This is a genomic window from Catellatospora methionotrophica (assembly GCF_011297335.1).
In the GTDB taxonomy this organism is placed as follows: domain Bacteria; phylum Actinomycetota; class Actinomycetes; order Mycobacteriales; family Micromonosporaceae; genus Catellatospora; species Catellatospora methionotrophica.
This window is the reverse complement of sequence record NZ_JAAOTJ010000005.1, coordinates 78,841-98,898: the sequence shown is the minus strand read 5'-3', so window position 1 is coordinate 98,898 and position 20,058 is coordinate 78,841. Positions and strand designations below refer to the sequence as shown.

Sequence of the window (20,058 nt, the reverse complement as noted above, 5' to 3'; positions counted from 1 at the left end):
TCCGGTCGTCCGGCCCTGGCCGTGACGCTCCCCGTTGACGGCTCATTCGTTGTCCTCCAGTGCGTTCAGCCAGCGGTCCAGGTCGGTTCTGCGGACACGCAGGCCACCGTTCGGCAGGCGGTGACACTTCGGCCCCTTGCCCGTAGCGCGCCAGCCGTAGAAGGTGCTGCGGGTGATCCTCAGTTCGGCGATGACCTCAGGGATGGTCAGCAGGTCAAGACGCTTGCCGGTCAGCGCAGGGGTGGTCATGGTCGCTCCTTGTCCGCTCGCTAGGGTCCTTCCGGTGTGGATGGCGTTGTGAAACGCCCCCAGATGGCCGTAGGGCCAGGATTTGCGGGTGGTAGGTGCCTAGGTATGGGTGTGCCGCCCGTGCCGGACACGGGCGGCGCACTGTGGTGGATGGTTAGCGGGCCAGCCGGAAGCGGTGACAGCGGTGACACGGTGACAATCGCGCCCGCGGTATGGTGTTTTGCCTGCTCAGATGGCCTGAATTGCTGTCACCGCTGGGCGGTGACAAGCGGTGACAACGGTGACAGGGAAGATCAACGGCCGTTCGGCGTGCCGTTGATGTAGGTCGACGCGGCGGGATGAAGCTCGTAGTCCCCGCCTGCCGTGGTCCGGACCCAGCCGTGCTGGGCGAGGGTCGCCAGTACGGCTAGCACCTGCTCGCCGCGTGGGAGTTTGCGCTGGACTCGGCGGTGAAGCTCACGCCGGGTGAAGGTCGTCATCTGCTTGGCGACCAGCACGGCCAGCACCTCGTGTGCCGTCTCGCCCGCAGGGTCGCCGTGGACCAGGGCGACGGCGGCTTGATAGTGCGAGATCAGCCACCCGGTGACCTGCGCGGCCTGGCTCATGGTCTGGTCGCTGATCTGCCGGTTCCATGCGTCGGTCGGGTGGTGGGCCAGGTGGAGCAGCCCGGCCAGCCGCAGCATGGCCCCGAACAGCTTGTTGGCCCACTCCCGCATGTCCGACAGCGCGCCGCCAGGTCGAAGCTGCTCTTCGATGGTCGCTGCGGCAGCGGCCCGTACACGGCTGGCTTCCTCGGTGAGGGTCAGCACGCGCGGCCCGTCCCAGTCGGCCAGCGTCGTTGCCAGCGTGCGGACGGTCGACTCGTAGCGGGCCTCGACCTCGACCGGCACGGGCGGGGAGTCCTGATCGCGGTATCCGGCCAGGCTGCGCGGCATGATGAACCAGAACCGGGCAGGCAGGCCCCGCCCGAACAGCTCAGGATTGCTGCCGAACTTGCGCAGCGCGGACGGCTGGGTCATCACCCCGACCGTGAGCGCCGGGTCTTCGATGGTCTCCCCGGCGCGGGTCTGCCGGTCGCTGGACAGGTGCCCGCCGCTGTAGCCCTTGAGGTAGGGATCAAGGTTGACGTTGCCGGAGTAGCGCCCGGCGAGGGTGTCGAAGATCCCGCCCTCGTCGCTGATGACCGCGATACGCCCGCCGTTCTCGGCCATCCGCGACACGAGCGCCTCGGGCGTGTGGTCGTCGATGATGAGCCGTGGTTTGGTCGGCACGGCGATCTCCTCGGCGGCCATCACGGCGGCCAGGGCCTCAGCGACGGCGGCGTCGCGCCGGTCGCCCTCGGCCTTGGCGGCGGTGGCGCGGGCCTGCTCGGCGACCCGCTGCGCGATGTCGCGCCGAGCGGCTTCCTGCTCCACCAGCGGCGCGATGGCGTCGGCCATCTGCCGCTGTGCCTGGAACAGCGGGCGGGTGATCGCGCCGTGCACGGGCGTCTTACGCTCACCCGGCGCGGCCACGGTCGCGACGTAGGTGTTGATGGGCTCGCGCCAGCCGGGTTTGCCCTCCACGACCAGGCGGCGCGCGCCGACCGTCGACAGGGTCGACAGCAGCACGCCCGCGCCCATGGACGGGTCGGTCTGTGTGAACGTCGCGACCGCGTCCACCATGTCGCGTGCCCAGCCGGGCAGCACGTCGAGGGGGAAGGGTGGCGGGGCGGCGCTGGTCGACCCGACCGGCACCGGGATGTCCCACCCGCCTTGGGCGGCCTGGTCGACGGGGACGGCGGCCAGGTGGCGTACCTGGGCGGTCATACGGCCACCGTCCGGGGGCGTCGCGCTCCGGCGCGCAGGCCGGAGGCGATGGTGCGGGCCGTCTCCATCGGCCGCAGGCCGATGCGGCAGGCAGCCTGCGTCAGCAGGCTTTCAATCTCCTGCGGGCCGACCGCGCCGCCTGCGACCAGTTGGCCCAGGGCGACGGCGGAGGTGTAGAGGGCGTGATTGCGGCTGCCCTCGGTGGCCTGCTCCAGGTGGCGCACCTGCGCGTCGATCGCGGCGGCCAGGTAGCGCCCGGCGCGATCGCTGCCCAGCTCAACCGTCACCGTGACCGGCGCCTGCGCCGGAAGCGGCGCGGGCACCAGACCGGCGCAAAGCCACGCGGGCAGCTCGGCTACCGGCACGGTCGCGATGGTGCGGTAAGCCCGGCCGTCGACCACGCTGCCCGCGCCGACGATGTACCCGCCGTTCGCGCGGGTGTCGACCAGCGGCCCCAGCCTGCCCTGAGTGTTGCGCAGGTCAGGGCCGGACGGGTGCCGGTAGTACAAGTGCCGGCCACCGCGACCGGTGGCCACGACGTGGGTCGGGACTGGGGCGACCCCGGCGCGGCGCTCCAGCTCGGCCAGGACCTCACCGCCGTGCACGTAGTCGGCCCACGGGTCGGGCAGCTCCCCGCCCTTGAGCTTGTCCAGGTCGACCACGACCAGCCCGGACGGGCCGGTAGCAATGCCGACGTTGTACGGACCGGACGACCAGCAGCGCCGGATACGGTCCGGGTCGATGGTGGCGCGCGACTCCCACGCGCTGATCGCGGGAGCCTTCGCATCGGGGATCAGGGGGAACACAGCCCACCCGCAGGCGGCAGCGTTCAGGGCGTTGTCCATAAGGCTTTGCACAGAGATCTCCTTATCGGGGACAGACGTGATGGCTTTTCGTGCAGTTCGGAACCCTTGCCAGGTGCGGCTAGCGTCGCGGCGTGGCCGACTTCTGGAGCGTCATTGACGCCATCGGGTCCTTTGGGGGCATGTGTCTTGCAGGAGTTGCCGGATATGTGGCTTTCCGCTTACTCAAGGTGGAGTTTGAACGCGACAAGAAGGCGCAAGAGTTCCTGTATCAGCAACAGGCGTCCAGCATTGGCTTTTGGCGTGATGGCAACAGGCACTGCGTCGTTGTTCTAAACGCATCCCCGCTGCCGATTTACCACGTGGTGATCAGTGAATATCGCGTAGGCGTCGGGGGAGAACAGGAGAACAGGTTCAGTGTCCTTATGCCTGGCCAGCAAGTGGAAGTGCCGCTTAAAGACATCTACGGCTTCAGTCCGCCCCCCCGCAAAGATGGGACCTTGACCCACGGGCAATACATCTTGGAATGCGGCTTCTGCGATAACTCCCGTCTCTATTGGAAGCGCGACCTGAATGGTGGCCTACGGCGAGATCATTGATGGCTCAAGCGCCTACTCTCTAAGCTCGGCCCCGAACACGCGCCGCACGACGGTGTAGGTCACGGCCATGAGGTGGCGGGCCTGCGCCTGGGCAAGGTCTTCGTCGTCGGCCAGGTCGAGGACGACGCGCAGCTCCATCCGGTCGTGGCCGTGGCGGTTGCGCAGGCGGGTGCCGACGATGCGCCCGAGGTCGGTGCGCCAGGTCTCCGGTCGGGACTGGTGCTCTCCGTCCGGCATCGTGTTGGCCGTGCAGTGGTGTCCGCCCTCGCACCAGTCGGGGTGTCCGGCGCTCACGTCGCGCTTGACGCGAGCGGGTCGCCCGCTGGTGATCGCGCGGGGGTTCACCGCAGGCTCCGGGAGAAGCGCCGCAGGTGGTTGTAGACCTTCACGCCGCGCCGGGGGACGTGGCCGGTCGTACGGCAGCGTCCGCACTGGCGCACGCGCCGCAGCGGAGCGGCCCGCCAGCCGGTGGCGCGGCATCGGGGGCAGGGCTTGAACGGCCGTGCCGCGCACGTGACGGCGTAACCGAGGGTCACGACCGGTGCGGCGAGGCAGGCGATCGTGGCTAGCGACGTCGAGGGGTCCATGGTTGTGCCTCCTGAGCCTGTTTTCGGGCGTGCGGAGGCCTGCGCGCTAGGTGCTAGCGCGCTGGCCAGGGAATCTTTGAGGGCCTAGCGGTAGCGCTAGGTCTAGCGGGGGTGCCCGCTAGACCTAGCGCCCTACCGCTGTCGGGTTGGTCCCGGTTCGTACGGTCAGGCCGCGTCGTCGCGGCGGGGCTTGCCGTCACGTTCGGTGAGCGCCCGGCTGATGTGGTCGCGGGTGATGCCGCGCCGGTTGGCACCCTTGCCCGTTGCGGGGTCCGTGCGGAACACCTGCCCGGTGCCTACGCCGTGGGGCTTGAGGGCGGCGGCCACCTGCTCGGCACCCCACCCGCCGTACACGTCCGGGCGGAGCTGGGCGAGGCGGTCGGCGATGACCTCAGACCACGCCTTGGGCTCGCCGGCCGGAAGGACGGTCAGGATGTCTTCCAGCAGTGTGTCTCTCGGCGCGGTGGTGTCCTGGCCAGCGGCGTAGCCGGTCAGGGTCCCAGCGGCCAGGCGCAGCGCGCGGGCGCGGTCGGTGACCTTCTCGGCGGCCGGGCCGTCGAGGTAGTAGGTCTTCACGATCGTGGGCTCGTCGGTCGCGCCGACCAGGTAGCCCACGCCCTTGTCCCGGTTGGTGAACATCGTGGCCCGCAGCCCGTTGCGGTACGCCGACGTGCCGAGCACCATGTCGTTCTCGACCTGGCCCATGACCCGCAGGCTGAACCGGGTGCCCACGTTGGCGGACACGCCGGTGGGCAGGGACTTGGCGTCGGGGCGCTGGGTGGCCAGGATCAGCACCACGCCCAGCGCCCGCCCGAGCTTGATGATGCGTTCGGCCAGGTCGGCGGCCTCCTTGCCGAACTCCGGGTGCGAGAACAGCTCCTGGCACTCGTCGATCGCGCACACCAGGATCTGCAACCCCAGCTCCCGCCGCGCGGCCAGCTCGCGGGTCACCTTGTTCTCCGGGCACAGCTCACGCGGCAAGCCCTTGATGACGTCAGCCCTACGCGACAGCTCCTTGCGCAGGTCCCGCAGCCCGATCAGCGCCGCTTCGGCCGCGTCGTCGTCAGCTCCGGAGGCGTAGCGCTCGGCCACCTTCGCGACCGGCTCCAGGTCCCCGGTGCCCTTCAGCTCGAACACCCACAGCCGCACCAGGGGGTCCAGAGACGCGCCCACCAGCGGCACCCTCAGGCTGAACGTCTTGCCCATGCCGGGGATCGACCCGATGAGCAGGTTGGAGTAGACCATCGGCAGCAGGACGGCCCGCCCGCGCGGGTCGACGCCGAACGGCAGCGGCTTGAACACGTCGACCTGCCCGCCGCGCAGCAGCGGCCACGTGGCCGGTTTGGCGGTCGCGATGTCCTGGTCGCCGACCCACAGGACCAGGCGGCCGGGGTGGATGTGCGGCTGAGCCTCCGGCCACACACATCCGAGGGGCCGGGACAGGCCGGACGCCAGGCGGTCCCGGCGTTCCATCACGTCACCTGCGGTCACGCCCGGGGGCAGGTCGACATCGGCCCGCCACCCCGCACCGTCGCGGGAGATCGGCGCGGCGAACCCGACCGCCTTCGGGTTCTTGCCGAGGGCCTGGTTGATGCCCGCCAGGCCCAGCACCGACAGCGCGCCGACCACCGAATCCGCGGTAAGGCGGGCGACGCGGGTGGTGACCACGGCGGCGGTCACGATCGGCCGGTCAGCCGAGCGGCCGATCCACCCGAACACCGCCACCGCACCCGCCACCGCGAGGGCCTGAACCCAGCCCGGCGCGGCGGCGATGGCGACTCCAGCCACCCAGGGCGATGGTCGCGCCCAGGGCGACGAAGCCGCGCAGGCGCACGCGGCTGTCGCGCTGGGCCGACAGCTTCAGGTACTCGGCGGCGTCCTCGCGGCGCACGGCGACGTGCCGGACGGGTGCGCCTTCCAGGTCGAACACCCACCGGCCCGCGCCGAACACCGACCGGCCCAGGCCGACCAGCGAGTAGGCGGCGAGCTTGCCCGCGTAGATCGGGCTGCGGGCCAGGTGGTAGCCGGTGGCGTGGGTGAGGTGCTGGAAGGCCCAGGACACCTGCGAGGTGAACGCGGCGCGCGAGCGTGCCCAGGCGGGCAGGATCGGCTCACGCCGTGCCGTGCGCGGGTGGTCGAAGCTCAGCGCCGGGTCGTCGACGGCGACGTCCGGCGCGGCCTGGTCGGGGTGGAGTTCGGCTTCGTAGGCGTCCCAGTCGATCCGGGAGTCTTCGCTGGTCATACTGTGCTCACTCCTTCTGTGAGGGGTAACAGGGGCACGGCCGGTTCTTGGCAGGGCGGGCCGTGTCCCCGTCTGGTCGCCGATCTGGCGGCCACCGCACCGGCCAGACCGGTTCCGGTCTGGCCGGCACGGAGGTGGCCGGTCGGTGGCTACTTCTTCTTGGTGTTGGCCTCGATGTTTCGGCGCATCTGCTCGGCTACAGCGGCCTTGCGGGCGTCGTCGTCACGGCGGGCCTGCTCGGCGATCTCGCGGAGCTGGGCGTCGAGGTCCTTGGCCATTACGGCTGTCTCCTTCGGGTCGGTGCTGGCGGGTGACTGCCCCGCCCAGTTGGGCTGGGCGTTGGCGTAGGTGTGGATGCGGGCGTACTTATCGGCGGTGCTGTGGCCGTCCCACGGGGCGGGGTACTCACGCATGTGCCACGAGCACTGGCCCGCGCCGGGAAGGTCGATGTAGACCACGACGCGGTAGCCGTCCAGGCCGTGGGGGTCGTGGCCGATCCCGGCCGGGTAGCCCAGGTCGACGGCCAGGTGCAGTGCTCGGATGACCAGCGCGGCCCGCAGTCCGTAGCTGGTGTCGGCGGCCTCGATGTCCAGCAGGACACCGGCCAGCACGTCGGCGGCGGCGCTCACTGCTCGTCGGCTTCCTGGTCGGCGCGGACCAGGTGGACCAGGCCGGAGGCCAGTCCGAGGACGATGACGGGCAGGCAGGACACGGCGGTGGTGATCTGCCATGGGGCCGACGTGATGCCCTGCGCGGCCATCAGGTGATAGGCGACCTGCCCGCACATGCCGACCAGCAGGGACACGATCGTGGACCAGCGGGCGAACTTGCGGGCGCGGGCGGAGATGTCGGGGGTGAACCAGACCTTGAGCGCGAACGCGGCGTAGGCGTCCATGCCCAGCGGCAGCGTGATGGCGGTGTCAATCTTGAGGCTGTCCCAGATCCCCGGCAGCGGGTGAACCACACCGAAGCCGGTTAGCCGTCCCAGCTCCACCCACCCGGCCCAGATCGCGATGAACGCGCCCAGGCCCACGACCAGGATCGGCCAGGTACGCACGCGCGGCTTCGGACGCACCCGGACGGCGGGCGCGATCGGGGCCGGAGCGGGCACCGGGATCGGCACGGCGACGGGGGCCGTCGTGTGCGCCGGGGTGACCCGCTCAGCCGCAGGCGGTGTGATCTTCGGGGGCGCGGCCACGTCCACCCGGTACAGCAGCTCGGCCGGGGCCGTGATCGGCTCGGCGGTCACCTCCGGCAGCACCGGGGCGACCGGCGCGGGCGGGTCGAGCAGCGCGACCGGGGCCGCGTCCGGGGCGGGGGTGGTGGGCTCGTCCGGGGTGTCGGTCGGCAGGGTCGACAGGAGCGCACGGGCCTTGTCGGTGCCGATCCGGAAGCGCTTCATGGTGGCGCGGTGGGAGGGCGCGTCGCCCAGCTCCTTGGCCCACGCCTGGAAGTCGTCGACCAGGTCGGCGACGGCGACGGGGTAAACGCTGGCAGGTGCAGTCATGGTCTTCTCCTTTGAGGCGTGATCAGCGGGGTTTGTGGTAGTGGGCGGCACGGTCGGTTTTGTGCTGGCCACACAGGTATCTGCGGCCCTCGGTGGTCTCACGGACGCAGGTTGCGCGGCGGCGCGGCGGTGCGGCACCCTTGGCGGCGCGCTGGTCGCGCCAGCAGTCGTCGCAGTCGCGGTGACCGGCGAACGCGACGTAGCGGACCTGGCCCGGCTCCAGGCGGCCGGTCGGCTTGAGCGCGGCGGGCGCGGCCTGGTCGACGGTCGCGCCGGTAAACAGGTCAAGCTGCCCGGACATGCCGCCTCCGCCCGATCGGGGCGGGCCGCACGCGGGCGGCCTCGGCGGCGGCCAACTCGGCCAGGACGCGGAGCCGTTGCCGCTCGGCGCGGCGAAGCCTGCGCCAGTCCAGCTCAGTCGGCGCGGTGCTGGTCAGCAGGACGATTTCGGCGCTGGTCACTTCCAGTTCGGCCGCGATCAGCGGCCACTCCAGCTCGATCGCCGCAAGCTCCGCAGCGGTCGGGCCGGTCGGTTCGTCGGCGTAGGCCGACGCGATAGCCTGGCGAGGCATCGTTGTCTCTCCTTGCAGGTAGGGATGGGTGCGAAGACCCCAGCGGGGATGGCCCCCCGCTGGGGTCGCTTGCTGATGGGCCGACCGGCTATCCACGCTGGTCAGCGGTGGCGGACGGTGATGCGCCCGATGCCGGAGGTGTAGCGGTCGATGGGGCCGGTGACGCGGTGGACGGCGATCCCGCCGACGCCGGATACCTCCAGCTCGGCCGGGCCGTTGACGGTGCCGTTGAACGCGACGCCTCCGGTGCCGGACACCCGTGCCGTCATCTCCTCGACCTGGCCGCCCTTGACCACGACGCTGCCCGTGCCGGACACGGTCACGGCCAGGCGCGGGCCGGTGACCTCGTCGATGCGGACGTCCCCGTTGCCCTTCACGCGCAGGCGGGTCGCGCCGACGCTGCCCCCCTCCACCGTCGTCATCGACCCGCTGACCGTGAGCGGGCCACGGGTCGAGCCGATGCGGTAGTTGCCGATCGTGGTGTCGGTGATGGTGACCGGGGTGCCGGTCCGGACGGTGACCTTGACGCGGGCCGGGGCCGGGGCCTGCGGGATGTCGTCGAGGTTGATCCGGCGTCCGTTGACGATGACCTCGCCAGTACCGCCAGCGATCACGATCCCGCTACTGCCGATCTGGACCATGCCGCCGCTGATCTGGCCGACCATGGTCCCGACGCTGGCGTTGCCGGACACGATGTTCACCCCGCCACCGGAGGTGACGACGGTGCCGGTGTTGTACGGGCCGGACACGTGCAGCTCGTCGCCGTCCACGCGGACGGTGACGGCCTGCTCGGACTCGGCGGAGCCGATCACGCTCACCACGATCTTTCCGGGCGGCGTGAGGTCGTCCACGACGACCACGGCGTTGCCCAGGTTGGCCAGGTGCAGCGACGCGGCGCGGTAGGTGTCGATCACAGTTGCTCCCTGTTCAGTAGGGGCGGACCCGCCCGATCGGGCGGGCCGTGCTGGTCGCCACCATGGCGGCCACCGCCGAGCTGGGCCGCGTGTCCCAGCTCCATGGAGGTCGTCCGCACGCCGAGCGGCGCGCGAGGTGGCTTGCGACGCGGGGCGGCCCAGCACGTTCCGGGCCGCCCCTTCGTTGATGCACAGACCTATGCCGTGCTGGTCGCCTTTTCCGGGAGGCGACGGCCCGAGAGATCGCTATGAAGTTCTCAACAAACAGGCAGGCACCAGCACTTACAGGCACACAGGAAGTCATCCCGAGCCAAGCCCGATCCGGTCGTTGACCATCTTGGCTAGCCAACTTCCGATGTCCTGACGTTAGGCTCACTTGGCTAGCCATGTCAATCCGCTGAGGAAAACTTTCCTGGCTTGGCTAGTCAGGTGTAGAGTCCGCGACATGAGTACGCAGCTAGAGGGCCTGGGTGCCCTCAATCCGGATGACGGTCGACCCGCGTCCCAACAGATTGCGAACGTGCTGCGCGCCGCCATACGAGGCGGCAGCTACGGGCCAGGCGAACGCCTGCCCACCCAGTCCGAACTCGCGGACCACTACGGCGTCGCGCGCGAGACTGTGAAGGCGGCCCTGAGGACGCTGCGAGACGAACGGCTCATCGTCACCCGCCAGGGCAGCGGGGCATTCGTGAGAGCCCAGAGTGAGCGGCCGGTGGGCCTTCGCCCTCACGTCGAAGACCTGTTCACCAGCGATGTGGTAACGATCGACTTCGCTGGACTGTCAGCCGAGACACTGCACGGCATCCTCGCCGAGCCGCTGGACAAGATTCGCGCAGGGCAGCTCACGCCAAGATCGCTGGTCGTGCGCATGCTCCTGCCAGACATGACCCAGCCAACGGCACTGCCAACCCTCGCGCCGGATGGCACGGATGACCCAGGCGTACGGCAGCGCATGAACAGGATCGTTCGGCGTCACACCGAGGCCATCGCAGACACGATCGCCGAACTCGGTGCCCTTGGGCTAGTGAAGGAAGCTCGCTCTGAGGTGCGGTTTCATCGTGCGGGGGCGATGTTCAAGCTCTACATCCTGAACGGGGAGGAGGTGTTCTTCGGCTTCTACCCCGTCATGCAGCACGCTGTCGCGATCAAGGGTGAACAGGTCGCGATCTTCGATGCCATGGGCAAGGACGCCACGCTCATGCACTTCCTGGCCACCGATGACCCCACCGCCACGGACCCCACGTTCATCGAGCAGGCCCGGAACTGGTTCGAGTCCGTGTGGGCCACTATCGCGCACGAGGTGCCGGAGTGAGCGACGACCTGACGGTCGGGGAGATCCTTAACGGATCACGCATTATCCTGCTCGATTTCGACGGGCCGGTCTGTGGAGTGTTCTCCGGGATCAGCGATATGACCGTGGCCGCACACTGTCGCGAAGTCATTCACCGACACTCGTTCAGCCTTCCACCCTCCATCGAGGTTCAGCGAGATCCCCTGGAAGTCTTGCGGTACGCCGCGACGCTCGGCGATCAGACGCTCAGGGAGGTCGAAGACTGCCTGCGTGCGGCGGAGATGAAGGCGGTGGCTATTGCCGATGCGACGCCGTATGCGTTCGACTTCATACGTAAGGCGGGAGCGGTCGGGAAGCCCATCGCGATCGTTAGCAACAACTCGGCAGAGGCCATCGCCAGCTACCTAGAACGGCACCAGCTCCGCGAAGGCGTCGGCCCCATCGTGGGGCGGCCTCACTCACGCCCTGACTTGATGAAGCCGGACCCGTGGGCGGTTGGCGAGGCGCTGCGACAGCTCAGCGCGGAGGCCGGCAGCGCAGTGCTTGTCGGCGACTCAACCACCGATATCGAGGTGGCAGTCATCGCGGGCGTGCGAAGCATCGGCTTTGCCAACAAGGCAGGGAAGGCCGAAGCGCTCCAACGGGCCGGTGCCACTACCGTCGTTGAAGGGCGCGAAGGCATGGCAGAGCTAGTACATGCGCTTCACGGAGCTTGATCCAACGATTTACGAGCATCGAGTGACGATCGACTCAACTCGCAAGAACAGACGCGCAGGGGCCGCCATCGGCGGCCTCTTCGTGTTCCTGGTGGCAGCATGCTGCGGCGGCGCTGGTGGCGGCGCGCTGGGCCTCCTGCGGCTGTTCGGTGCGACGAAGCTGGGCGAGGTCGAGCGCGTTGCGGCGTCGGCGCGGGCGGCGTGTGGCGTTGGCCTACCGACTGTGGGCTCAGTCTGCTGAGGTTCTTCGGCGAGACGAGATTCGCGGGTTCATGCCGTAGCTGTAGCCGCCAAATATGCGTGGACCGGCAAGGCGCTCAGGATGGAACAATTGTTGCGTGACCGAAGATGCGTGGCGACCACTTGGCGTTGAGACAGAAGATCAGATCGCCCAATTCGATGCACTCCATGACGGAGTTCCGGAATGGATGGCTTCGGCATACTGGGCATGGGTTAGAGATGCACTGATCGTGATCCGTAGCTATCGCGATGGAAGCGGACGCTTTCCGATGCTTGACACCGCTTTGGCGGAAGACATGTGCCAGATCCTCAAGATTCCTCTGCCTGACGTCCGCGCCGCTGGCACCGGGCAGGACATCGGCGCGGCACAGCTCAAAACTGCCATGTCTGTTCTAAGGCAACATGATGCGCCTCTCCAGGTCGCGGATTACCTGCTCGCCCATGACGGCCACGCGAAGGCCACAGACCTCGACGGCATTTTGGGTCGCAGTAAATCGGCATACACGGTCGGCAGCAGGGGTGATCGCCCAGGGCTGGTTCGCCGTGTCCCCGTTGGCGTGCAGATCGCTGCTGAATCCGTGATGGCACGTGCAGGACGGGCGGGAGCGCGACTAGCGAAGGCGTGGGAGGAGGTATACGGACTAACTCCCAGCGCTAGTGAGGCATACCGGTTAGCCATTTTGGCTGTTGAAGACGCCGCTGTGCCTGTGGTGTCCCCAACAAACTTGCGTGCGACGCTTGGGACGGTACTTAGGCAGCTTGAGGATCAGAATGATTGGCGACTGCCGATGGACCGCGAGCATAGCAATGCCGCCTCATCATCCGTTGTCATCGGCATGCTGCGGATGCTGTGGCATGGACAGCATGATCGTCACGGTGGACAGCCTTCGGCACCAGGGAACGTATCGATGGATGAAGCTCGGGTAGCTGTAGCCGTGGCTGTCACGCTTGTGCAATGGTTCAACGCCGGATTGATCTCGCGCTTGCCCTGACCCGTGGGCGACAACGTGGCGTCGCCCAGGTGTCCTCAGCCGATGGCGTCGCTCTGCCGCCAGGCGCTGTCACCGTTGTCACCGCCTGTCACCGCCCGGCGGTGACAGCGGTACAGGGCTGTGACCTGCCCTCTTGTCGCCGTTGGAATGCGATTGTCACCGTGTCACCGCTGTCACCGCTTCCGGCGCGCAGCCAAGCCAGGATAGTTCTTGATCTTCCCTGTCACCGTTGTCACCGCCTGTCATCGCGGGGCGGTGACAGCAGTTTGAGCGGTCTGACCTGCGCATACGTGGCCGCGTAGGCGGGATTGTCACCGTGTCACCGCTGTCACCGCCTGGCGCGGGCGATCGGCTCGCGCCGGCGGGCGGGGGAGAAGAGCATAGGACGACTCGCTTCGCGAGCCTCATTACTGCGGACGCTTCGCGGTCGGCGGCGGCCAGGTGGTTGGGTGATGGCTGAACCAAAAGGAGGCGGAGGTATCGAGATCAACTTTGATCCCGCCCCCATTTGGTTCAGCCATCCAAGGCGTGTCCGAATCCGGTTGACTACTTTGAAACAGCTTCATCAACTTGGTTAGTGATGGATATGCCGTAGGCGTCCACGGGTCGGCCCGCAGGGGTGCTCCGGAGAATGCACGGAGAGGTTCCGCAGATGATCGACGTTGCCGCAGCTCACGGCCAGTTCCACACGTGGTCTTGAAAACCACCGGGGCCTTAGTCGGAGGGGATATAGCTAGCCTGCCTCCGCCAGTGGGCGAGGTTGTGGCGGGTGGTCAAGGTGTGGGGGTGGGGGTGGTCGGGTCCGAGGACCCGCAGCCTGTCGGCCAGCACCTGTTCGCAGGCGGCGGCTGCCCGGCCGGGTCACCGGCCTGCCCCAGAGAGCGGGCGAGGTTGGCGCGGGTGGTCAGGGTGTCGGGGTGGTCGGGTCCAAGGACCCGCAGCCGGTCGTCCAGCACCTGCTCGAGCGCGGCGGCTGCCCCAGCCGGGTCACCGGCCCGCCCCCGCCAGTAGGCGAGCTCGCTGCGGGTGGTCAGGGTGTCACGGTGGTCGGGTCCGAGGACCCACAGCAAGTCGTCCAGCAGCTGCTCGAACACGGCGACCGCCCCGGCCGGGTCACCCGCCTGCCCCCGCCAGCTGGCGAGGCTGCCGCGGTCTGTGGCCGCCGCGCAATCCGGCCGGGTCGGTGGTGGACACGACCCGCAGCCGCGACACCGCCCTGACCGGTAACGGCCGCCGCCTGGTCGACGTCGGCCTGTTCACCCCGCGGACGTCGTCGGGGTCGGCCAGGTCGTCGAGGACGACCAGCCACCGCCGACCGGTTGCGGCCAGCCAGCCCAACAGCCGGACAGCGGCCTGCTCACCGACCTGACCGAAGTCCACGCCGAGTTGGCGGGCGGCGTCGGTGTAGCTGTCGACCACCGAGACCCGCGACCCGGCAGGCACCCACACCAGCACGTCCAGCAGCCGCTGTTCCCACAACATCTCAGCGTGGCCTGCGGCCAGCTGCGTCTTTCCGACTCCGCCCATCCCCGACAGCACCCGCGTCTGCACCAGCACCGTCGTCTTGCCCGACCCTTCGGACAGCGCCTCCTGCTCGGCCTGCCGGTCTTGCAGACAGTCCGCCAGCGGCGGCACCACGCCCACCCGCAACGGCCACGTCACATGCGGGGACGTGCCGTAGTAGTGGTTGTGCTGGGTGTTGCTCTCGCCGATCTGCTGGCCTTGCGCGCTGCTGGCATCGACGGAGAAGTCGGGTCGGTCGGCTCCCACCTACGCCCCCTTGATCGACATTGTTGTATCGGCCTGGTTCTAGTGTGGAGGCACGAGACGGATGGACGAACGCTGGGGGTAGGCATGGATCCGGTAACGCTGGTGGTCATGGCCCTGGAAGAGGGCGCGAAAGCCGGGTTGGCCGGCACGGCGACGAAGCTGATCGCCGACGCGTACGACACGCTCAAGGGCCTGGTGGCGAGGCGACTGCGCCGCAATGGTGCCGACGACGAACAGAGCATTGCCCTGGTCGAGCAGGCCAATGGCACCGCCGAAGACCGCCAGACCGCGCTCACTGAGCAGCTGGCCGCAGCCGGTGTCGACGATCCGACACAGCAAGCCGCCCAGAAGCTGCTGGACCTGCTGCGCGCGGCCGGGACGAAGTACTCCATCAACGCGCCCGACGCCAAGGGCCTGATGATCGGCGACCACAACACCCAGACCAACACCTACAACTGACTGCGGCTCCGACCCCATGACCGACGACACCCCAGCGCGGTACGACATCACCGCACCTCGTGCCAGAGGTCTGCACATCGGCGAAGGCACGCAGGTGAACCTCTTTGGCGACCGGCCCGAACCGACCTGGCCGGTCGCGGTGGGGCGGGTGCCGCCGCTGGCTGACTGCTGGCAGCCCCGGCCCGACCAGCAAGCTCTGCTACCCGCGGGCGAGAGCGGAACGGTGGTGCTTACACAGGTGCTGTCGGGAATGGGCGGGGTCGGCAAGACCCAGCTGGCCGCAGACTGGGCCAACGGCCTATGGCAGCGGAGAAGCGTCGACCTGCTGCTTTGGGTCGACGCAGGCTCACGGCAGTCCATCGTGGCGGCCTACGCACAAGCCGCCGTGGCTGTCGGCATCGACTCGCGCATGGACGGCGAGCAGGCCGCGCAGTGGCTGCTGCGTTGGCTGGCTGACAGTGGCAGGCGCTGGGCCGTGGTCTTGGATGACCTGACCCGGCTGGCGGACCTGACCGGATGGTGGCCCCCGGCGGCCGAGACCGGGTCGGTGGTGGTCACCACCCGCCGCAGCGACTCCGCCCTACGCCGTGACAACCGAGTCCTGGTCCAGGTGGGCCTGTTCACCCCCGCCCAGGCTCACGAATACCTCACCTCAAAACTCACAGCACATCCCGGCCTGAACAACGACATCGACGGCGTAGCCGCCGACCTGGGATACCTGCCCCTGGCTCTGGCCCAAGCCGCCGCATACATCATCGACCGGGAGATCACATGCGGCACCTACCGCAGTCGGCTCGCCGACCGACGCCGCAGCCTCGAACACTTCCTGCCCGAGCCCGAGTCACTGCCTGACGAGCACCGTGCGACCGTTGCCGCGACCTGGTCCCTGTCGATCGAGCATGCCGATACCCTGCGTCCGGCCGGTCTGGCGCGGCCTGTGTTGCGGTTGGCGAGTCTGCTCGACCCGAACGGGATCCCCGCCCCCGTGCTGACCGCCGCGCCGGTACTGGACTGGCTGTCCACCGTAGCCGGCGCACAGGTCACGGCCGACGATGTGTACGACGCGGTGCGTAACCTGCACCTGCTGAACCTGGCCACCCACGACCCCGGCAACCCCGCCCGCAGCCTGCGCGTGCACGCGCTCATCCAACGCGCCACCCGCGACCAGACCCCGGCCGGCGCCCGCGACAGCGCCACCCTCGCCGCCGCCGACGCCCTCCAGGCCGTGTGGCCGCCCATCGAGACCGACCCGGACCTCGGCCAGGCCCTGCGCGCCAACACCGAACACCTGCACCACACCAACCCCGACCCGCTCTGGACACCTGAGCATGGCGGGCATGTAGTGCTGTTCACTGCGGGTACCCGCCTCGGCGACACCGGGCAGGTCAACGCAGCCGCCGACTACTACCAGCGCCTGCACCACACCGCACACCAGCGCCTCGGACCCGACCACCCCGACACCCTGGCCACCCGCGGCAACCTCGCCAGCTGGCGGGGGCAGGCGGGTGACCCGGCCGGGGCGGGCGCCGCGTACGAGCAGCTGCTGGCCGACTTCCTGCGGGTCCTCGGACCCGACCACCGTGACACCCTGGCCACCCGCAGCGAGCTCGCCAGCTGGCGGGGGCAGGCCGGTGACCCGGCCGGGGCGGGCGCCGCGTACGAGCAGCTGCTGGCCGACTTCCTGCGGGTCCTCGGACCCGACCACCGTGACACCCTGACCACCCGCAGCGAGCTCGCCAGCTGGCGGGGGCAGGCCGGTGACCCGGCCGGGGCGGGCGCCGCGTTCGAGCAGCTGCTGGCTGACCAACTGCGGGTCCTCGGACCCGACCACCGTGACACCCTGACCACCCGCAGCGAGCTCGCCAGCTGGCGGGGGCAGGCCGGTGACCCGGCCGGGGCGGTCGCCGCGTACGAGCAGCTGCTGGCCGACCAACTGCGGGTCCTCGGACCCGACCACCCCAACACCCTGACTGCCCGCAACAACCTCGCCAACTGGCGAGGGCAGGCCGGTGACCCGGCCGGGGCGGTCGCCGCGTTCGAGCAGCTGCTGGACGACCGGCTGCGGGTCCTCGGACCCGACCACCCCAACACCCTGACCACCCGCAACAACCTCGCCTACTGGCGCGGGCGGGCCGGTGACCCGGCCGGGGCGGTCGCCGCGTTCGAGCAGCTGCTGGACGACCGGCTGCGGGTCCTCGGACCCGTCCACCCCAACACCCTGAACACCCGCAACAACCTCGCCTACTGGCGCGGGCGGGCCCTAGGCGGCACCTGAGGACGAACTGCTTCACAAGGACTCAACGTCCCTGAACGTTGCACGTACGGTGGCGGGTACGCAAAAGTTGACGGTTGAAACATCCAGGCGAGGTTCCGAGATTAAATCTGCCTTACTGTTTCAGTCGGTCGAGGCTTGCTACTGCGCAATCTGGGGTTGCAGGGATTGGTTAACTCGGGTAGGGCCGCGCACGCCGGTCGCTCCCAAGCCAATCACCGTAGTCTCAGTCCTGGTCTCATTCAACATCGTTCGTAGCCGTTCATAGAGGTTCAAAACGCCATGCCTACCTGGTGAAGTACGCCGCGCGGCGCATCCCGGACACCCGCTCACAGCATTGGAAAGCGTGTTGGGATAAAACCCTCACGAGTTCGAATCTCGTATCCTCCGCTCTCACGAGCGGCAACGTCCAGGAGCCCGGATCATCGCGATCCGGGCTCCTGTCGTTTCACGGTCAGCTGTATGGGTAGACGACGACCTTCTCCCCCGTGGCCGGGATCGACACCGTCTTGGCGCTGGCGAAGTCCGTCCCGCCGTACCAGCCCTGACCCGGCTCACCGCCCGCGAAGTGCAGCTTCACCTGCTGGCCGCCCATGACCCGGTAGACGGCCTGGCCGCCGGACTGCTGGACCCAGACGAAGCCGGCCACGTCACCGTTGCTGTGGTTCAGCGCCACCGCGTAGCCGCCCGCCGGAGACCCGGTCGCGGTCACCTTGACCACGGTGCCCAGGGCGAGCTGCTGGTTGAACGTGGTGGTCTGCCCTGCGGTCACCTGAACCGGGGTGGCGCTCTGCCGCCGGTGCGCGGCCCCGCTCCACTGGAACGCGTGCGTCGACGTCTGGAAGCTCAGCGGCCACGCGTACGGCCCCAGGAAGTCGATCGTGTATCGCCCCTGGGTGTCGATGGGCACCCGGCCCTGTCCGGCGTCGCCGATCACCGGCGTGACGACGGCGACGGTGCCGCTGGTCACCGGTGCCCCGTCGGCCCCGGTCACGGTGCCGGTGACGGTGCCCTTGCGGTCCAGGTAGATCTTGTGGATGTACTTCTGCTGCCCGGCGGCCACGACCACGTTGCGAGCCAGGTCCTGGCTGCCGGTGCCGCCGGTGAGGCCGACCCACTGCGCGCCGTACGCCGAGCCGCGGCCGGGCAGGGCGAACACTTGGTAGGTGCCCGCCTCGACCGGCATCACGATCTCGCCGTCGGGGCCGCTCTCGCCCGCGCAGCCCTCGAAGAGCCGGAACTTCACCCGGGTCTGGGTGAACAGGCAGACGCCCGCGACCGGCGCGCCGGTGACCGCATCGACGATCTTGGCCCGCAGCGAGCCGACGGGCACGAGGGTGACCTCGATCTCGGCCTGCTGGCCGACCACCACGGTCACCGGGCCCGCCTGCTCCACCACCTGGTAGCCCTCGGCGTAGATGTTCAGACCCCAGGCCCCGGCGGGCATCTCGGGCAGGACGGCGACGCCCCCGGCCGCGTCGGCGGAGTAGTTGTCGGCCTGGACGTAGAAGTCGCCGACCGCCGCTCCGGTGACGGAGTTCTTCGCGGTGACCCTGATGCTGCCGGTGGCCAGGCGCGAGTCGTCGACCACGACGTTCTGCCCGGCCGCCACGGTGATGCGGTCGGCCGCGGCCTCGGTGGCCTTGCCGTAGGCGAACTGCCGGAAGGTGGTCTGCCAGCCGAAGAACATCACCGTGTAGTCGCCGGCCACCAGCCCGTCGATGTGCCAGACGCCGTCGGTGCCGGTGTTCGCGCCGTAGGTGCCGCCGTACCCGTCGATGAAGGACACGGAGGCCCCGCCCATGCCGTTACCCTCGGCATCGGTGAACCGGCCGCTCGCGGTGCCCGTGGGCAGCAGCGTCTCGTTCACGCCGGTGACGTTCCCGGCCGTCACGGCGAACGGCTGCGCCTGTGCCAGGAGCCGCTTGCCCGGCACATACTGCATGATCGACTCGTCCCGGTCGAACGCGATCGCCACCCGGTAGGCGCCGGGCAGGACGTCGATCCGGTACTCGCCGTCGGCGTCCGTGGCGGTGTATCCGGCGTAGTCGTCCGCGGCGTTACGGAGCGAGACCGGCATGTCCGCCGCGGGGGTGCCGTCGGCCCGGACGATCCGGCCTGCGATCGCGCCGCGCAGCAGCTCCGTCTCGTCGACGGTGAGGGTCTGACCTGCCCCGAGCTGGAATGTCGCGGCCTGGGCGGGGTCGACCTGGCCGGGTGCGTACTGCTGCTGCTGGCCCAGCGCGAAGGCGACCCGGTAGGCGCCTGCGGGTAGCAGGGCGCTGTAGGCGCCGGTCTCGTCGGTCTCCGCATACTCCCAGCGCCCTGCGGGCTGGGTGCTGAAAGTCACCTTCCGGTGCGCCAGGCCGTTGCCGGTGGCGTCGGTGAACCTGCCGCTGATCGTGCCGACCGGCATGAGCGTGTCGTCGACCGTGGTGGTGGCACCGGCCGTGACTGCGAAAACGGTGGCGCCGTCGTAGTCGGCGGTGTGGTACGCGTACTGGTTGGGCCGCCCCGGCGGGGCGAAGGTGATCCGGTAGTTGCCGCCGGGCGGCAGGTCGGTGATGGTGTAGTCGCCGTTGGCGTCGGTCTCGGTCGAACCCCAGCCGATGCCGCTGGCTTCGACGTAGGCGTTGGCGACGGGCTGGCCGCCGTCGGTGAGCCGGCCGGCGATGGTGCCGGTGGTGGGATCGGCGTGCGCGGCGGCGGCTGGTCCCGTGGTGGCGACGACCGCTGCGAGCAGCAGGATCCCGATCCGGCGCAGCGTGCTTGTGCGCATGCGTCCTCTGCGGGATGAGTGGTGGACGAAGTACGCCCAGGAGTGACGTCGAACCCCCGTGAGCGCCGACACCATAGCGGCCCGCAGCGCCCGCCCGTTGTCCCTCCGGCGGCTGTATGCGCACCGCCGATCTGAAAATTTTTACCGAATGCGATACGCCCGATTGATGCTCTTCTGATGGCTTTTTCGGTGCATAAAATAGGGCAGGAGCGGATGAATATGCTGGCCATCGGACCCGAGAAAGTCTCAGCGTGAAGT

Annotated in this window: 21 protein-coding genes and 1 pseudogene; 6 read left to right on the top strand and 16 right to left on the bottom strand. The window is 69.1% G+C overall.

Features of this window, described 5'->3' with window-relative positions; translation table 11 throughout:
• Positions 1–42 precede the first annotated feature (42 nt).
• The 3 genes from HAV40_RS14935 to HAV40_RS14925 all read right to left on the bottom strand — a co-directional run bounded on the left by HAV40_RS14935 (position 43) and on the right by HAV40_RS14925 (position 2,914).
• Positions 43–249 (bottom strand): helix-turn-helix transcriptional regulator, encoded by a 207-nt coding sequence (locus tag HAV40_RS14935; protein WP_166381579.1) that lies wholly within the window; start codon positions 247–249, stop codon positions 43–45.
• Between the two features lie 293 nt (positions 250–542).
• Positions 543–2,057, bottom strand: coding sequence for a YfjI family protein (locus tag HAV40_RS14930; protein ID WP_166381578.1), 1,515 nt, complete (start codon positions 2,055–2,057; stop codon positions 543–545).
• Entirely contained in the window at positions 2,054–2,914 is an 861-nt protein-coding gene (locus HAV40_RS14925) for a bifunctional DNA primase/polymerase (RefSeq protein WP_239086134.1), read from the bottom strand. The genes HAV40_RS14930 and HAV40_RS14925 overlap by 4 nt, the downstream gene beginning before the upstream one ends.
• An 80-nt stretch (positions 2,915–2,994) precedes the next feature.
• Between HAV40_RS14925 and HAV40_RS14920 the strand changes: the two genes are divergently transcribed.
• The gene (locus HAV40_RS14920) at positions 2,995–3,459 is read left to right on the top strand and encodes a hypothetical protein (protein WP_166381577.1); all 465 of its coding nucleotides are present in this window, start codon (positions 2,995–2,997) and stop codon (positions 3,457–3,459) included.
• 12 nt (positions 3,460–3,471) lie between these two features.
• On the opposite strand, the gene HAV40_RS14915 is transcribed toward HAV40_RS14920, so the two are convergent.
• The 9 genes from HAV40_RS14915 to HAV40_RS14880 all read right to left on the bottom strand — a co-directional run bounded on the left by HAV40_RS14915 (position 3,472) and on the right by HAV40_RS14880 (position 9,281).
• Entirely contained in the window at positions 3,472–3,804 is a 333-nt protein-coding gene (locus HAV40_RS14915; RefSeq protein WP_166381576.1) for a hypothetical protein, read from the bottom strand.
• Positions 3,801–4,046: a hypothetical protein gene (locus tag HAV40_RS14910; RefSeq protein ID WP_166381575.1), complete on the bottom strand. Its 246-nt coding sequence runs from the start codon at positions 4,044–4,046 to the stop codon at positions 3,801–3,803. Before HAV40_RS14910 ends, HAV40_RS14915 begins: the two co-directional genes overlap by 4 nt.
• A gap of 165 nt (positions 4,047–4,211) precedes the next feature.
• Positions 4,212–5,834, bottom strand: a complete 1,623-nt coding sequence (locus HAV40_RS14905) for an ATP-binding protein (RefSeq protein ID WP_308441018.1) — start codon at positions 5,832–5,834, stop codon at positions 4,212–4,214.
• Positions 5,737–6,288 carry a hypothetical protein gene (locus HAV40_RS39095; RefSeq protein ID WP_308441019.1) on the bottom strand — a complete coding sequence of 184 codons (552 nt, stop codon included), beginning with the start codon at positions 6,286–6,288 and terminating at the stop codon, positions 5,737–5,739. Before HAV40_RS39095 ends, HAV40_RS14905 begins: the two co-directional genes overlap by 98 nt.
• Before the next feature lie 149 nt (positions 6,289–6,437).
• Entirely contained in the window at positions 6,438–6,917 is a 480-nt protein-coding gene (locus HAV40_RS14900; protein ID WP_166381574.1) for a hypothetical protein, read from the bottom strand.
• On the bottom strand, positions 6,914–7,795 hold the full coding sequence (locus tag HAV40_RS14895) for an ABC transporter permease (protein WP_166381573.1): 882 nt from the start codon (positions 7,793–7,795) through the stop codon (positions 6,914–6,916). Before HAV40_RS14895 ends, HAV40_RS14900 begins: the two co-directional genes overlap by 4 nt.
• 22 nt (positions 7,796–7,817) lie before the next feature.
• A complete protein-coding gene (locus tag HAV40_RS14890; RefSeq protein ID WP_166381572.1) occupies positions 7,818–8,096 on the bottom strand; it encodes a hypothetical protein in 279 nt (92 codons plus the stop codon).
• Positions 8,080–8,367, bottom strand: a complete 288-nt coding sequence (locus HAV40_RS14885; RefSeq protein WP_166381571.1) for a DUF6284 family protein — start codon at positions 8,365–8,367, stop codon at positions 8,080–8,082. Before HAV40_RS14885 ends, HAV40_RS14890 begins: the two co-directional genes overlap by 17 nt.
• A 101-nt stretch (positions 8,368–8,468) precedes the next feature.
• On the bottom strand, positions 8,469–9,281 hold the full coding sequence (locus HAV40_RS14880; protein WP_166381570.1) for a GIN domain-containing protein: 813 nt from the start codon (positions 9,279–9,281) through the stop codon (positions 8,469–8,471).
• 445 nt (positions 9,282–9,726) lie between these two features.
• Here HAV40_RS14880 and HAV40_RS14875 point away from each other — a divergent pair, with 445 nt between their 5' ends.
• The 3 genes from HAV40_RS14875 (at position 9,727) to HAV40_RS14865 (ending at position 12,520) form a co-directional block, all read left to right on the top strand.
• Positions 9,727–10,593, top strand: coding sequence for a GntR family transcriptional regulator (locus HAV40_RS14875; protein ID WP_166381569.1), 867 nt, complete (start codon positions 9,727–9,729; stop codon positions 10,591–10,593).
• Positions 10,590–11,288 carry an HAD family hydrolase gene (locus HAV40_RS14870; protein ID WP_166381568.1) on the top strand — a complete coding sequence of 233 codons (699 nt, stop codon included), beginning with the start codon at positions 10,590–10,592 and terminating at the stop codon, positions 11,286–11,288. The genes HAV40_RS14875 and HAV40_RS14870 overlap by 4 nt, the downstream gene beginning before the upstream one ends.
• A gap of 338 nt (positions 11,289–11,626) precedes the next feature.
• Positions 11,627–12,520: a hypothetical protein gene (locus HAV40_RS14865; protein ID WP_166381567.1), complete on the top strand. Its 894-nt coding sequence runs from the start codon at positions 11,627–11,629 to the stop codon at positions 12,518–12,520.
• Between the two features lie 714 nt (positions 12,521–13,234).
• Here HAV40_RS14865 and HAV40_RS39205 read toward each other — a convergent pair.
• The 3 genes and pseudogenes from HAV40_RS39205 to HAV40_RS14855 all read right to left on the bottom strand — a co-directional run bounded on the left by HAV40_RS39205 (position 13,235) and on the right by HAV40_RS14855 (position 14,290).
• Positions 13,235–13,351 (bottom strand): hypothetical protein, encoded by a 117-nt coding sequence (locus HAV40_RS39205; protein WP_409364958.1) that lies wholly within the window; start codon positions 13,349–13,351, stop codon positions 13,235–13,237.
• Between the two features lie 173 nt (positions 13,352–13,524).
• A pseudogene (locus tag HAV40_RS39200) lies at positions 13,525–13,623 on the bottom strand (hypothetical protein); the annotation flags it as partial.
• A gap of 10 nt (positions 13,624–13,633) precedes the next feature.
• The gene (locus HAV40_RS14855) at positions 13,634–14,290 is read right to left on the bottom strand and encodes an NB-ARC domain-containing protein (protein ID WP_166381566.1); all 657 of its coding nucleotides are present in this window, start codon (positions 14,288–14,290) and stop codon (positions 13,634–13,636) included.
• Positions 14,291–14,374: 84 nt separating this feature from the next.
• Between HAV40_RS14855 and HAV40_RS14850 the strand changes: the two genes are divergently transcribed.
• Together HAV40_RS14850 and HAV40_RS14845 are read left to right on the top strand one after the other, a co-directional pair.
• A complete protein-coding gene (locus tag HAV40_RS14850; RefSeq protein WP_166381565.1) occupies positions 14,375–14,749 on the top strand; it encodes a hypothetical protein in 375 nt (124 codons plus the stop codon).
• 94 nt (positions 14,750–14,843) lie between these two features.
• Entirely contained in the window at positions 14,844–17,024 is a 2,181-nt protein-coding gene (locus HAV40_RS14845) for a tetratricopeptide repeat protein (protein WP_205694005.1), read from the top strand.
• A gap of 451 nt (positions 17,025–17,475) precedes the next feature.
• Here the strand turns inward: HAV40_RS14845 and HAV40_RS14840 are convergent, their stop codons facing one another.
• Complete coding sequence (locus HAV40_RS14840; protein WP_166381563.1) at positions 17,476–19,800, bottom strand: carboxypeptidase-like regulatory domain-containing protein; 2,325 nt, start codon at positions 19,798–19,800, stop codon at positions 17,476–17,478.
• Positions 19,801–20,058: the final 258 nt, after the last annotated feature.

Excerpts from the sequence above, each read along its gene's own strand:
- HAV40_RS14895 (WP_166381573.1), bottom strand. The coding sequence starts at position 7,795 with ATGACTGCACCTGCCAGCGTTTACCCCGTCGCCGTCGCCGACCTGGTC.
- HAV40_RS14875 (WP_166381569.1), top strand. The coding sequence starts at position 9,727 with ATGAGTACGCAGCTAGAGGGCCTGGGTGCCCTCAATCCGGATGACGGT.
- HAV40_RS14890 (WP_166381572.1), bottom strand. The coding sequence starts at position 8,096 with ATGTCCGGGCAGCTTGACCTGTTTACCGGCGCGACCGTCGACCAGGCC.
- HAV40_RS14910 (WP_166381575.1), bottom strand. The coding sequence starts at position 4,046 with ATGGACCCCTCGACGTCGCTAGCCACGATCGCCTGCCTCGCCGCACCG.
- HAV40_RS14850 (WP_166381565.1), top strand. The coding sequence starts at position 14,375 with ATGGATCCGGTAACGCTGGTGGTCATGGCCCTGGAAGAGGGCGCGAAA.
- HAV40_RS14935 (WP_166381579.1), bottom strand. The coding sequence starts at position 249 with ATGACCACCCCTGCGCTGACCGGCAAGCGTCTTGACCTGCTGACCATC.
- HAV40_RS14885 (WP_166381571.1), bottom strand. The coding sequence starts at position 8,367 with ATGCCTCGCCAGGCTATCGCGTCGGCCTACGCCGACGAACCGACCGGC.
- HAV40_RS39095 (WP_308441019.1), bottom strand. The coding sequence starts at position 6,288 with ATGACCAGCGAAGACTCCCGGATCGACTGGGACGCCTACGAAGCCGAA.
- HAV40_RS14930 (WP_166381578.1), bottom strand. The coding sequence starts at position 2,057 with ATGACCGCCCAGGTACGCCACCTGGCCGCCGTCCCCGTCGACCAGGCC.
- HAV40_RS14840 (WP_166381563.1), bottom strand. The coding sequence starts at position 19,800 with ATGCGCACAAGCACGCTGCGCCGGATCGGGATCCTGCTGCTCGCAGCG.